Genomic DNA, 15,059 nt, shown 5'->3' with positions numbered 1-15,059 from the left:
ATCATTGTCATATAATTAATAGGTGCGACATTAAAACGCTTACTGAACTCTTCAGCAAGCGTTTTGTTGTTAGGAAGGTATTTTTTCTATGATTATGCCATCGTGGCAATAGTTTTGCGGAAGCGGAACAATGCAAGTGTAAAGAAAACACTCCCAATGACGATTAAAATAACAAATTGCGGCCAAACTATTTGGAAACCTGCACCACGATACAAAATAGCTTGCGCAAGGCTAACAAAGTGAGTTGTCGGCATAGTTTGCATAATATCTTGCACTAATTGAGGCATACTCTCACGTGCCGTCATTCCCCCAGAAAGCATATTTAAAGGTAATAAAACTAAAATCATCAATAGACCGAACTGAGGCATGGACCTTGCGATAGTTCCCATAAAAATCCCGATTGATGTCGTCGCAAATAAACTCAGCGCAACCCCTCCCATAAAGAGCAATATAGACCCCTCAATAGGAACTTGCAGCAAGGTTTTAACCACCAGCAACAATGAAACACCCGATGCAATCAGTACCACCAGCCCCATGGACCATATTTTCGACATCATGATTTCAAATGGCGTCAACGGCATCACCATCAAGTGCTCTACTGTGCCATGCTCCCGTTCACGGATTAACGCAGCCCCAGTCAAGACAATAGACAACATCGTGATATTGTTGATAATCGCCATTACGGAACCGAACCACGATTGCGTCAAATTAGGGTTAAAACGCATCCTCACTTCTAAGTCTACTGGCAAGCTTGCATTACTTCGATATTTTGCTAAAAACTCGTTAACCTCTCCTAATGTAATATTTTGGATATAGCTATTTCCTAAAAAAGCTTGGCTCATCCGTGTTGCATCAATATTAACTTGGATTTCAGGTTGTCGCCCTGCAAGAACATCTTTTTGAAAATTAGGCGGAATATCGAGTGCGAAGGTGTATGAACCTCTATTTAATAAACCGTCAATTTGGTCAGGTGTAATATCTGCCGGGGGTAAAAAATACGGGGCATAAAAGCTGTTGATGATCCGATTCGATAACTGTGAGCGGTCTTGATCGGCTATCGCAATAGGCGCGTTATGTAACGAACCCGGCGTAACCGTTGCCGATGAATAAATCGAAACGGTAAACGCAAAGACGATCAATGCAAGCATCGCTTTATCTCGGCCTAAGCTGCGTAACTCTTTAACCCCTAGGTTGATGATATTTTGTATTTTACGCATCATACTAAACCTCCTGCTTTTTCAAAAACAATACGCTTAAGCCAATAACAAGCGGTACCGTGATAAGTAGCGGGATAAATGATGCCTGTAAATCAAATAAATTCAGCCCCTTAGAGAATGTCCCCCGAGTGATGGTTAAGAAATGTGATGTCGGGTAGACCATACCAACCCACCGACCTATTCCTTCTAATGAAGATACGGGGTCAATCATTCCTGAAAATTGAGTCGCAGGAATTAAAGTAATGATTGATGTACCAAAAATAGCAGCGATTTGGCTTTTCATAAAACAAGAAATGAGTAAACCAATCCCCGTTGCAATACTGACATACAAGAAAGCCGCTAACGTCAACGTTAGGAAGCTCCCCTTAAATTCCACACCAAATATATATACCGATAAAATGCACAGTAATAAAAAGTTAAACATGCCTAATAAAATATAAGGCAATTGTTTACCAAGCAAAAACTCTAATTTGGTGATCGGGGTGACATAAAGATTGATTATCGAACCTAATTCTTTTTCGCGTACCACACTAAGAGCACTTAACATGGCTGGGATCATCATTAATAACAATGGGATAACCGCAGGTACAATAGCGGGTAAGCTGCGAACATCAGGGTTATAACGATAGCGAGTTTCGATATCGATAGCCGGCATCCCTGCAACCCCGACAGGTTGACGAGCAGCCATTGTACTTAGCCAAGCAAGGTGCATAGCTTGCACGTAGCCACGTACCGTTTCTGCTCGGTTTGGCATTGCGCCATCAATCCATACCCCAATTTTGACATTATTTCCTCGAGCAACATCCCTCGCAAAATTAGGTGGAATTTCTATAGCAACGGTAATCTTACCGCTACGCATTCCAGCCTCTAAATCATCATAATCTTTGATAGGCGGCTGCTCTATAAAATAACGAGAACCTGCGAGGTTTAGAGTATATCCTTGACTTAACCCCGTTTGGTCACGATCTAGTACTGAAAAGCGTAAGTTTTCGACGTCCATGCTAATCCCATAACCCATAATAAACATTAGGATCACTGTTCCAAGTAACGCTAATGTTGAACGAACTGGGTCGCGGCGAAGCTCCATGCCTTCACGAATGGAATAGCTGAATAACCGACGTAAGCTAAAACGCTTTTTAAGTGCATCTGTTGCTTGCTCTTTTAATGCAAGGTCAACATGGAATTCAGGGGCTGTTTCTTGCTCAGCTCCCGCTTCCCCTACAGCATCTTGCAAATAGGCGATAAAGGTTTCTTCAAGAGTGCCTAAACCTCTTTTTTTGGTTAAATTAACTGGCGTATCACAATCCAGTACTTTCCCTGCATGCATCAACGAAATTCGGTCACAACGCTCAGCTTCATTCATAAAGTGGGTCGAAATAAAAATTGTGACACCGTCACGTCTTGATAGGTCTACCATCAAATTCCAGAACATATCCCTCGCGACAGGATCGACCCCTGAGGTAGGCTCATCTAGGATTAACATCTCTGGTTCATGGATCACCGCAACGGCCAACGATAAGCGCTGGCGGATGCCTAGAGGTAAATCATCTGGCATGGTTTCTCTAACATCTTCCAACTCAAAGCGTTGGCACATGTCATTAATACGCTGTGCAATGCTATCTTCTGGAATATGAAAGAGTTTCGCATGCAGTTCAAGGTTTTGCTCTACACTCAGTTCGCTATACAGGGAGAAGGCTTGTGACATATAGCCCACACGCTTACGCGTTTCAATATCTTTAGGGTCAATTTCTTGCCCAAATAACCAAGCTTGTCCTTCACTCGCTTGTAATAGCCCGGTTAGCATTTTCATGGTGGTCGATTTACCACAACCGTTAGAACCTAAAAAACCAAATATCTCCCCTTTAGGGATTTTTAAGTTCACATGGTCAACCGCCACAAAATTACCAAAGCGCATCGTCAAGCCTTGCGCTTCAATCGCAATCACATCATCTTTTGATTTATCACGCGGGGGAATAATGACTTTTTTGTGGCCACTGCGTTTTTCTTCAGGTAACAATTGAATAAACGCAGCTTCAAGATCATCACAATGGGTTTGTTTTTTTAGCTCCGATGCGTGACCGGTGGCTAAAACTTTACCGTCGTCCATCGCAACCAACCAATCGAACCGTTCCGCTTCTTCCATATACGCGGTTGCCACTAATACACTCATGTTTGTTTGACGTAAACGAATTCGGTCAATCAGGTCCCAGAACTGCGCACGAGATAATGGGTCTACCCCTGTCGTCGGTTCATCTAAAATAAGTAAATCCGGGTCATGAATCAACGCACAACATAGGCCTAATTTTTGTTTCATCCCTCCCGATAGCTTACCAGCGGGTCGGTCTTTAAACGGAGCGAGCCCTGTGCTTTCAAGTAAGTCTTGAATCCGGTACTCACGTTCAGCTTTTGATTGGCCAAACAGCCGGCCAAAAAAATCCACATTCTCATATACGGATAGTGTGTGGTACAGGTTCTTTCCTAGCCCTTGCGGCATGTAAGCAATTCGTGGGCATACTGCCCTGCGATGCAAAGCGCTGTTCATATCCCCATCAAGTACCCTTACGTGGCCTTGCTGAATCGCCCTAGCCCCTGCAATTAGTGAAATTAGACTCGATTTACCCACTCCATCAGGCCCTATTAGCCCAACCATTTTCCTCGCAGGGATAGAAAGAACAATGTCATCCAACGCACAATTTTCACCATAATGCTGGCTGACATGCTGTAAATCGATTATCACATCATCCATCAATTTGTTGGTCATTGCGGTAATCTCACCTCAAGTTCAGCAGGCCAAGGTTCATTTGGGTCTAAACGCACATAAGCCTTTCCTGGTAACCCCGTTTTGACGTATTCAAGGTGTTGCTCTAATAATTCAGGTGATATGCGCGCCCTAACCCGGAACATTAGCTTTAAGCGTTCATTTTGGGTTTCCACCGTTTTTGGGGTGAATTGAGCCACACTGGCAACAAAGGTTGTTTTTGCCGGAATAACAATATTAGGCGCAGCATCAAGGATAATATGGACATCGCTACCTATCGCAACTTTCCCTGCATCTTCTGTCGGCAAGAAAAATGTCATATAAACATCGCTTAAATCAACCATATTTAAGACCCGTCCACCGGCTCCAAGTACCTCTCCTGGCTCAGCTACACGGTATTGAACGCGTCCATTTCTTGGGGCTTTTAAAATACTATCGTCTAAATCTGCTAAAATCCTGCGCTCTGTAGCCGTCGCAGCTTCAACACGGTTTTTAGCTTGTACAATCCCTGCAGAAGCAGAATCAATGGCAGAAGTCGATGCGGCAACTTGTGCTTTAGAAGCTTCTAAAGCGGCTCTAGCCCCTTGCATCTGCGCGGTATCATCATCAACTTGCTGCTGTGAAACGGCGTTTGTTCTGACTAATGCTCTAGAACGATTAAGCCGTTTTTGTGCGGCATTCAACTCAGCTTCACGTTGGCGAACGACTGCTTGAGCGGCTAATTTTTCGCTCTTACGTTGTGCTAAGGCAGATTCAGCCGTAGTGACGGCACTAATCGCTTGACGCAATTGTGCTTGTACTTCATGCAGTTGCTCTTGAAGAGCACGAGTATCCATCCGTGCGAGCTCTTGACCTGCTTTAACAAAAGCCCCTTCTTTTACGTTGATTGTTTCAATTCTACCTGCTGTTTTAGTCGCAATATCAATCTCAGTTGCTTCAATACGGCCGTTACTCTGCGCAAAGCCCGCAGGTAGCCCCCCAGAGTTCACACTCCAGTAATAATAGCCGCCCACGGCAATAATGATTATTAAAATGAGATACAACGATACTTTTCGCTTATTTATTTTCATACCATCCCTTTTCCATTAAATGAGAAAACAATGAACAACAATTATTTTGATTATTAACCTGGTGAAATTAATAAAGCCGTATAACTGTTTATATACGAAATAAATACGATTAAGACTGAAGTTGTGATGCTTTCTTTTTTTAATCGAGCTACATTTTTCCAAATACAGTTCGATTATTAGCTATCTATCTAATTTAACGACATTTTATCAGGATTTATCTTAAGTATAGTTGCCGTACATCACAAAAAAATAGAATAGATTAGAAAAAGTGATAATAAGGCATTTATTGTATATGTTTATACAAAAATAAAGCCAGTATTTAATTTACTGGCTTACTTGAATAAACTTTAAAAACATCTTTAATATTACATTTACAAGTTGTTTATTTTCTACAAAAATTAACTAGCAAATATTGCAATTGTTTTTTCATCCATCCGATAACGAACCCACTCATCTTGTGGCTGTGCACCGATACTTTTATAAAAATCGATTGCGGGCTGATTCCAGTCTAAAACGCTCCATTCAAGGCGCTGACATTTGCGCTCTACAGCAAGCGTTGCAATGTATTTCAATAATTTTTTCCCTGCACCAGCGCCTCTGTAATCAGGAGAAACGTATAAATCCTCTAAATATATTCCATTATTCCCTAGCCAAGTTGAATAACTTGTAAAAAATACGGCATATCCTGCAGGTTGCCCGTCAATGTAACAAATTAAAGCTTCAGTATTTGAATCTGAACCGAATAACGAATTTTCAATGTCAGTAACGGAGGCTTTTACTTCATGACGAGCCTTTTCATAATCAGCCAACTCGATGATCATGTCTAAAATTAATGCAGCATCTTGGCGTGTTGCGGGTTTTATTTCTACGTTCATTAGTCATTCCCTTATAATTTGAGCATCAATTTTATGTATTACTCGCTAAAATCCCAACCATCAGAAATTTTATTCATCTCATCATTAGCTGTATAAGTTTTGTTTATACCAATAACTTACTTCTGAGTAGATAAATTAAACAGCGCATTTTAGGTCATTGCTCCTTAAACAGTCTATTTGCTATGATACCGACATTGTTCAACTTAACTAAATAATAAGGAGGCTAATCTATGTTGTTGTGTGATTTAATTGAATATTCACACTTCTTTGGTAATCGCCAAAGCTCAGGCTTTCACAGTTTTATACTGCGATAACCCTGCCTGAGCGAAATTACCAATTGGGTGTTCCCTCAGCTTACTGGGTTGTCGTTCTGACAATTCCTTGGCATTTTTATGCCTAAAAATTGAGTAAGCTATGAGTACTTTATTATCTGTAAAATCATTAAACTACGATACACCAACAACGTCTTTATTAAATGATGTTTCTTTTACCTTACAACAAGGTGAACGTATAGGCTTAATAGGCCATAACGGCAGTGGGAAAAGTACATTATTAAAACTGATAACCCACCAGTTATCTCCAAATAGTGGCACTATCACTTATGCAAACCATTGCGTCACCGCTTACATCGAACAGCATTTACCTGCAGATGTTGCTAATCTGTCACTCATTGATGCTATTGTTGAGAAGCTTCCTGAGCAAGATAAAATAACAGACCGCTGGCGGGCTGAAGTTTTATTATCTGAGTTAGGCTTTACGACACAACAATGGGAACAAAAAGCAAACACAATAAGTGGTGGTCAACATACTCGTTTATTATTAGGCCGTGCTTTAATTGAACAACCTGATTTATTACTGTTAGATGAACCGAGTAACCACTTAGATCTGCCTACCCTTATTTGGTTAGGTGATTTTCTGCAATCATGGAAAGGCAGCTTTATACTTGTTTCCCATGACCAAGCGTTACTTGATAAAGTGACCAACTGCACATGGATTTTGCGGGATAAATCGCTCCATTTTTTTCGGTTAGCTTGTAGCGCCGCTCGTCAAGCGCTAATTGAAAAAGATATCGCAGACGAACATCGGTTTCAGGCAGAGCAAAAGGAAATTGACCGCATAACCTCAAGTGCTAAGCGCTTAGCCATATGGGGACACGTGTACGATAACGAAGCACTTTCTCGTAAAGCAAAGCAGATGGAAAAGCATATTGATCGTCTTAAGGATGACCAAACAGAAGTCACAGAGGGTTACCAATGGACATTATCTTTAAATGGCAAATCCATCCCTGCAAACCGCGTACTTGAGTTAGAGAATACCGTCATTTCAACACCTAATGGCTTGCATTTATTTACTAGTGCATTTCATCAAGTTAAAAGTGGCGATCGTATTGCTATTATCGGTGCAAATGGTTGTGGTAAATCAACATTATTGCGTCTACTTTGGCAGCACTATCAGCAAGATTTACGCTATAGTTCGCAGCTAAAGTTTCATCCTGCAATTAGCACTGGTTATTATGATCAGCAACTTGCGCAGCTAAATGATAATGACACTCTACTGGATGCATTACGCCCTTTTGCACCGTTAACAGATGAACAACGCAAAATGGCCTTAATCAGTGCAGGTTTTGCTTATACTCGTCACTCACAAAAAGTAGCAACACTGAGTGGCGGGGAACGCTCTAGACTGTTGTTTATTGGTTTAAGTTTGGCTCAATATGAATTATTGTTACTGGATGAGCCAACAAACCACCTTGATCTTGAAGGGAAAGAAGCACTAAGCGAGCAAATCCGCCAATTTTCAGGGGCATTACTGGTCGTCAGCCATGATAGGTGGCTGATCGAAAATAGCTGCCAACGTTTTTGGTTTATTAATGATAATCGTTTGGAAGAATACCTCAATGTAGATGATATCTATCATAAAATTGAGCAGCAATCCCAGCTGTTGTTAGTCAATAATCCCCCGCTTATTAATGCAAGTGCGGAGCTTGATGTTTACCCTAGCAAAGCAACTCAGGAAGATGAATTGCTAGAAAAATTGTTAGTGTTAGAGGAAAAGTTACAAGCTGACCAAAAACGCAAACTGAATCATCAAAAACCACAATTACAGCAGCAATGGATTGAAGAAATTGCCTATATACAATCTCAATTAGGTTTATAACCTATTCCCCTGATAATTCAATATTATCAGGGGAATTTATACCATTCATGTTTCTATGATAAATTTAATTTATTATAATTTTAAATAAGAATACTCTTTTTTTAGCATTCTAATTATTTATTTTTTTCATTAACATTAACAATCTTTGAATGTTAATAATATTTTTATATTTTATATTTCCCATTAAAGATAAACATATAGTCCAAAATTTAGTATACCTACAAACCCAATAAACAAGGTTAATTATTATGCAGAAATATAGGATCACCGATATTGAAAAAAATCATGATGGCATCACACTATATAAAATAGAAAACCTAATAACCAAAGAATATGGTGGATGGGTTAGTAGTGAAAGTAATTTAAGTCAGGAAGGTAATTGTTTTATTTTAGATGATGCGATGGTATATGGTAACGCTCATATTTCTGGTGATGCACAAATATCTGGTAATGCCTGCATATGTGACGATGCAAAAGTATATGACAATGCTATGGTTTATGGTAATGCTCTAATATCCGATAATGCAAATATTTATGGAAATGCAAAGGTATCTGATAATGCTAGTGTTTCTGGTAATTCTAAAGTATTAGATAAATCCGATGTTTTCGATAATGCTAAAGTTTCAGGCAATGCTGAATTAAGAGGAAGATGCCTTATTATGAATTCAGCTGAAATAAGCGAATTTGCTCAAATCACAGGAAAAGATTATACCGCAGTAATAATAAAAGACTCTGCTAAAGTTTATGGTAATGCCATAGTGACTAATAATTCTATTATTAGTGGTCATGCTGAGGTTTATGACAATGCGAGAATACTTATTAGTTGTCAGGTAACTAATTATGCAAAAGTCTATGAAAATGCCACTGTAGAAGGCAGTCCACTCATTAGTGAAAATGCTCAAGTTTATGGTAATGCCCTTATCAGGAATAATGCAATAATAAGAGGTAATGCGAGGGTTTATGGCAATGCGTCAATAAATTTAGGCACCGTGATAGAGGGAAATGATTATGTATCGGGTATTTGCTACTGGGAGGATATTCACTCTCTATCCGCCTTAAAAATATTCATTCCTGGTGGGGGTAAAGCTGCATCTATTTATGCTAATGGCAACCACCAAGTTCAGGTTGAAATTAATATCGAAGCGAAAAACAATCACAACCAACCACTTGACATATCGCCAAAAGATATATTTAAAAACATTCAACTAGTAGATTATAAGAATGAACCGTTTTCTAATGTACTTCACTATACTGATATATGCGGAAACTATGCCCCAAACAGTGGTACGTCTAATAAACAGGTTAACATTTCATCATGTATTGTCTATGTCTCTCTTAACCATCTAATTGAAGCATTTAAACTCTGTGTAAGATGTCAAATTAATCAAGATGAATATACTACAGCCCTAGAATATAATGGGAAAAATAAAATGCCTGATTATGTTCTATTGAATGTACTACCCAAACGTATTTTTTCAGAGTCCGATCTTGATAAGTACTCTCTTGAACACCCCATTATCGAGAAAGGCGTGGGTGGTTACTCAAATAGCATTTTGACTAAATACTACGTAAGATTTAATAATACAAATGGCACAATTACTCATGACGCATCATGCCAAGAGCATCTATGGTTCCACTATAAACAAACAGGTAATTACAAAGGTTGTAGCACATCAACGGACTCTTCAGTCAAACAAAATCACGATGCCGCATATACAACAACATTTCATTTCACACAAAAATGGTCCATCACTGTTACATCAAAAAACCATGAAAAATCAGGGTTATGCTTTTGGAGTTACCGTGTTTGGTATGGTGCTTTATGGAATTATAGTGAATGGGGAGAAAAAATGGCGTTTATTTTGCGTGACCAATATGGAAATGAAGCCACAATTATAGCCAAGGTAGGTAATGATGAACATATTAAATTTTATGTTAGCTAACCAACCGCATTATTATATTTATTAATTTCTCAGCATTATAAATTATAACGCTTATTATTTTAATAATGTCATAATCAAAAACATCCAACAAAAATCAATAATAAATTAAATGGATAACATTCTATGAATACATTTTTTTCACAAAGCCAAAATTTCATAAGTGCATTAAAAACAGGAATAGACCCTAGAACCGGTATTTTTTCCTTAAATATCCCTATCGTTAATATTAATTGTAACTATGGCATGGGCCCCGAAATTAACTTATCATTATGCAGTAGTTCATTACAAAATAATAATAGTGGCTTTGGTATGGGCTTCTCATTACCATTAACCACCTATGACAGTAAGAACAAACTACTTCACTTATCATCTGGTGAAAAATATCTTATTAATGATACTGTTGCCAATTTTGAAGTAAAACAAAAAAAGTTAAATAATTTTATTTTTGAACGTTTGGATGATTTTTATAAAATCACCTATAAATCAGGTGTAGTTGAAATATTAGAAGGACCATCTTCGGGAAGTGATATCAAAAACACATTAAAAATCGAAAGTTATGATGGCCATTTTGTTACCCTAAAATGGGCGTTTTTTGGCTTCCCTCACCTTTTAGAAATAAAAGATGAAAATAATGTTTTATTATCGATAGACTACGAAAATTATAATCAGCCTATAATATCAATATACCCCCTATCACTAGAATGCTATAAAATAAAATTAAAAATATTCAATGGACATTTACAGCAACTTATAAAAACAACAGAAAATTATATTTGGCATTTCAGTTATAATGAATATGGTTACATAGAAAAAATAATACATCCTACTGGGTTGGTTGAATCTATTTATTATCAAAGAGACCTCATTAGATTCCCTGAGGATATATACCCTGCACTAATTGCCGCAACTCGCCATACGTTATCCTTCCAAGGAGAACAACCTGATATTGTCACCTCCTATACTTATACAAACACAAATTATTTAGGCTTTGCTAGCGGATTAAATTTCAAATCGGATACTGATAATTTATATTCGCTTTTAACTAATTATACTTATGGGTCTACAGAAATACAGAGAAGTGATGACCTAATTATAGAAACTAAACGGCTCTATAATAACTATCATTTACTGACAAATGAAATTACAACATATCAATCACATAATGGTTCTATTAATATTAATCGTACAGACTATGATTATTACGCCGTTATCGGTCTTCCTTTTGATAAGCAACCCCCTCAATTTCAATTCGTTAACAAAAAAACTATCACATGGGAAAATCAACAAGGTCAAAAACGACAAGATGTTTATCAATCCGAATTTGACGAACATGGCAACCCTACATTAGAAATACATCCCGATGGTACGCGAACCATTATGCAATGGTATTCAGCAGAAGAAAGTAGCGATACCAATAATAATTTATTGTGCCCTCGCGAAAAAAATGGATTTATCCGCTTCATGAAATCCAAAATAGTAATACCTAACCAAACTGATTATCAAACACCGACTACATCAACATATTATTCCTACAGCTACCTAGAAAATACCGAGATAATTATTTTACACCAAGAACAATATTATGCAGATAATCGTTTACTGCAAAAACGTATTTTTGAATTTTGTAGCCAGAGAAATGGTATAGAATATGGTAGAATAACAGCTAGTTATAATATTTTTTATCAAGATGGGGAAAACTCAACCCACTTCGATTCAAAACAATCTATTAGCACTTCTATACAAAACCAGCAAATAGTTCAAAAAAATCAATTTCAAGGGCATGATGGTTGCCAATTAGCAACAATGAAAAAACTATCAATGCTGAGTTTATGTTTGCTGAGTGAAATAAATAGGTTAGGCATTCAAACTAATTATACTTATGACCAGATTGGCCGGATATTGAGCCAAACTGAAGCTGTGGGTTCCGCCTATGAGCGAACAATATATTGGCATTATAAAATCACTCATTTAGGCCCTATTACTTATGAAAAAGACTCATATGGTAATCAAGCAAAAATACTCTTCAATAGTTTAGGTTACCCTATAAAACAATATCAATTTGATAATGATGGAACCCAAGAATGGTACGAGGTAAAGCATCAGAAATATGGGCCATTAGGTAACCTACAAGCAACAACAGAACAAGATACCCAATTTTCTGATAGAAAACAGCAGTGCTATACCATAAATACAACCTATAAAAGAGACTCATGGGGTGAAATTACCACGACAAGGCTTAATAATAATTTTGAAACACACCGAATAGTTGACCCAATCTTATTAACCGAAACACATACTCAGCAAGGTTGGTTAAACGGCCAACATCTACAAAGTGGCCAGTGGATGACTATTCTTAATAAGAAAAATCAATTGCCCAAACTCACACTACGTATTGATTCGAATAGTGAAATTATTGCCTCTCAACAACACTTTTGGGACGGTTCAGGGCGTTTACGTAAACAAATTGATGAGTTAGGCAATCCTATTGAATGGACCTATGATGTGTATGGTCGTGTTCTTAGCCAAACATTACCTGATGGCACAGTAATTGAACAAACATATGTCCCATATTTAATGGGAAAAGAAGTTTCGTCCATTCAAGTAACTGATATCAATGGCCATTGCTGGGTTCTAGGAAGCCAAGAATTTGACAGTTTAGGCCGTTTAACCCTACAAGAAAGCGGCAAACGAGTCACAACCTACCAATATGATAACGCATCCCCCTCGCCTTCATTCATCACATTACCTTCAGGAGAAACCGTACATTATGAGTATATCCCTGAATTAAATAATGCCATAAATAAGGTCAATGTATGTGGCGTCACTCAGGAGTTTGAATATGATTTAGCCACCGCAGAACTGTTACATTCTACAGAAAAAGACACAAAAGTGAGCAATCAATGGAATAATTCAGGCACATTGAAACGAGAAACAATGATTTTATCGGGTGTAACTAAGCAGACTGAATATCAATGGACATTGCAAGGAAAGCCCGTGTCACACCATGATATTACAGGGGCAAAAACAGACTATCAACGAGATAAATATGGTCGATTAAGTCGAATTTTTGATAGTGCTCTGATAACTGATTTTACCTATGATGCGCTGGGTCGTTTAATTACGCAAATAGTAACTGATAATTCTACCCATGCTTTTATACTCACCACATTCACTTACAATGAGTTTAATCAGGAAATTAGACGGAGTATCACCGATAACCAAGGTTCTCAATTGGTTATTCAAAGTATATGGCTAAAAAATGGCTTACTATCATCCAAACATACGACATTGGATAATAAGCCCGTAAAAAATGAAAAATATCGCTATGATAAACGTAATCGTTTAATAGGTTACTCTTTTGAAGGTAATGAGCACCCTATAGACTGCTATGGGCAATCAGTTAGACAGCAATTCTATGATTACGACCCATTAAATAACCTTATTCAGGTACGCACCGTACTAAAAAACCACGAAGTGGATATTGCCCAGCACCATTACAATAATAAAGATGACCCTACACAATTAACCGCCATATCTCATTCACACCGTAATTACCCTGCGAATATTCCACTTGAGTATGATAAATGTGGTCGTCTGATACTAGATAATGCAGGTAGGACATTACACTATGACCCTCTAGGGAGGCTTATTCGCGTTAATGGGCTGGAAAATAGCAAATATGGCTACAATGCTCTAAATAAAATTGTGAGCCAAACCGTCAAAAATAATCAAAATCATCAACTCTATTACCGCGCCGACGAGCTAGTTAATGAAATCACCACAGAAAAAAACAACAAAATTCGTTTAATAAAAGCAGGTCATACTTGCTTAGCTGTTGGATGTAATACTGAACTAACCTTAATGGCGAATGAATATAATGACAATTTAATATGGTCTTTAAATACAAACAATAAGCTGAGCCAGTCCCACTCTAGGTTGCCATATGGCGAAGATAAAACAACAGAACATTTTCTTGGCTTAAATGGTGAGCGAATTGACCCAATTACAGGTGTTTATCACCTAGGCAATGGTTATCGTGCATATAACCCATGCCTAATGCGCTTTCATTGCCCTGATAGTTTGAGCCCTTTTGGCAAAGGGGGGATAAATCCCTATGCCTATTGTGCCGGAGACCCGATAAACCGGATTGACCCATCAGGGCACTTTAGTCTTAAAGCAATGAGCGGGTTAGCGATTGGGGCATTAGGGATAATTTTCTCTGGTGTAACATTTGGTGCATCATTAGCAGCCTCTGGCGCCATCATGGCAAGTATTACACTAATATTAAGTGTTGCCTCAGATGCTACGGGGATCGCTAGCATGTTAACTCGGAAAAGTGACCCCCAAGCTTCAAGTATCTTAGGCTGGGCATCTCTTGCACTGGGTATTGCCAGCATAGGTACTAGTGTAAGTAGCCTTAAGCTCAATTCCAATAGGCTATTTTCTATACTAACAAACAAAAATAGCTCACCTCTCAGTACAAAATTAACAACCTTTGGTGGCAAAATGGAAGGGATGGTCCCTATGGGGAAAGATTTTTATTTTTTTGAAGATATCTATCATAATGAAAAGCGACTAAATATTGTTGCACATGGAATAAAACAACAAAACGGTACCGCACTACTCTACAGAAGCGCTCAAAATCATATGACCCCAAATGAATTGTATGAAATATTATCAAAAAGAAAAGACTTATCTAATTATACCAATATACGCACAATTATGTGCCACTCAGGAAATGGAGGAGAGCAGTCATTTGCAAAACAGTTAGCTAGGTTAACCAATAAACCCGTAAAAGCGTACTTAGGGCCCGTAACTGGAAATTTTGAAACCGAGGAAGTCAATAAAATTTTGCTGGGTGCGACGCGGCGTTATGGAGACGAGGGGCTCGAATATATGGTTAATCTATTTTCCCAAAAATATGAATTTCAAATAAGAAAAACCAATCCTTATTCGATTTTTTCATCGGAATATTTTTCCTATAAATATGACCCAATAAAATTTAACCCATAAAGGTAACAACATCATTATACTGATGG

The 15,059-nt window shown here is 38.1% G+C and carries 7 protein-coding genes; 3 read left to right on the top strand and 4 right to left on the bottom strand.

Annotation, left to right across the window (positions count from 1 at the left end):
- Positions 1-92: 92 nt before the first annotated feature.
- The 4 genes from P3L56_RS09925 to P3L56_RS09910 form a co-directional block, all read right to left on the bottom strand.
- Positions 93-1,217 carry an ABC transporter permease gene (locus P3L56_RS09925; RefSeq protein WP_162493717.1) on the bottom strand — a complete coding sequence of 375 codons (1,125 nt, stop codon included), beginning with the start codon at positions 1,215-1,217 and terminating at the stop codon, positions 93-95.
- A gap of 4 nt (positions 1,218-1,221) precedes the next feature.
- The gene (gene rbbA / locus P3L56_RS09920) at positions 1,222-3,978 is read right to left on the bottom strand and encodes a ribosome-associated ATPase/putative transporter RbbA (RefSeq protein ID WP_210831871.1); all 2,757 of its coding nucleotides are present in this window, start codon (positions 3,976-3,978) and stop codon (positions 1,222-1,224) included.
- A complete protein-coding gene (locus P3L56_RS09915; protein WP_042843835.1) occupies positions 3,975-5,045 on the bottom strand; it encodes an HlyD family secretion protein in 1,071 nt (356 codons plus the stop codon). The genes rbbA and P3L56_RS09915 overlap by 4 nt, the downstream gene beginning before the upstream one ends.
- Positions 5,046-5,443: 398 nt before the next feature.
- Positions 5,444-5,920: a GNAT family N-acetyltransferase gene (locus P3L56_RS09910; protein WP_042843836.1), complete on the bottom strand. Its 477-nt coding sequence runs from the start codon at positions 5,918-5,920 to the stop codon at positions 5,444-5,446.
- Positions 5,921-6,334: 414 nt separating this feature from the next.
- Between P3L56_RS09910 and P3L56_RS09905 the strand changes: the two genes are divergently transcribed.
- The 3 genes from P3L56_RS09905 (at position 6,335) to P3L56_RS09895 (ending at position 15,033) form a co-directional block, all read left to right on the top strand.
- Complete coding sequence (locus tag P3L56_RS09905) at positions 6,335-8,077, top strand: ABC-F family ATP-binding cassette domain-containing protein (RefSeq protein ID WP_048607160.1); 1,743 nt, start codon at positions 6,335-6,337, stop codon at positions 8,075-8,077.
- 248 nt (positions 8,078-8,325) lie between these two features.
- Entirely contained in the window at positions 8,326-10,020 is a 1,695-nt protein-coding gene (locus P3L56_RS09900) for a hypothetical protein (protein WP_198861371.1), read from the top strand.
- Between the two features lie 123 nt (positions 10,021-10,143).
- A complete protein-coding gene (locus tag P3L56_RS09895; protein ID WP_272686001.1) occupies positions 10,144-15,033 on the top strand; it encodes an RHS repeat domain-containing protein in 4,890 nt (1,629 codons plus the stop codon).
- The last annotated feature ends 26 nt before the right edge of the window (positions 15,034-15,059 follow it).

The sequence above is a fragment of the Providencia sp. PROV024 genome (assembly GCF_032709665.1).
GTDB lineage: Bacteria > Pseudomonadota > Gammaproteobacteria > Enterobacterales > Enterobacteriaceae > Providencia > Providencia huashanensis.
Note: the sequence above shows the minus strand (reverse complement) of the source record. Positions and strands in the feature narration are given on the sequence as shown.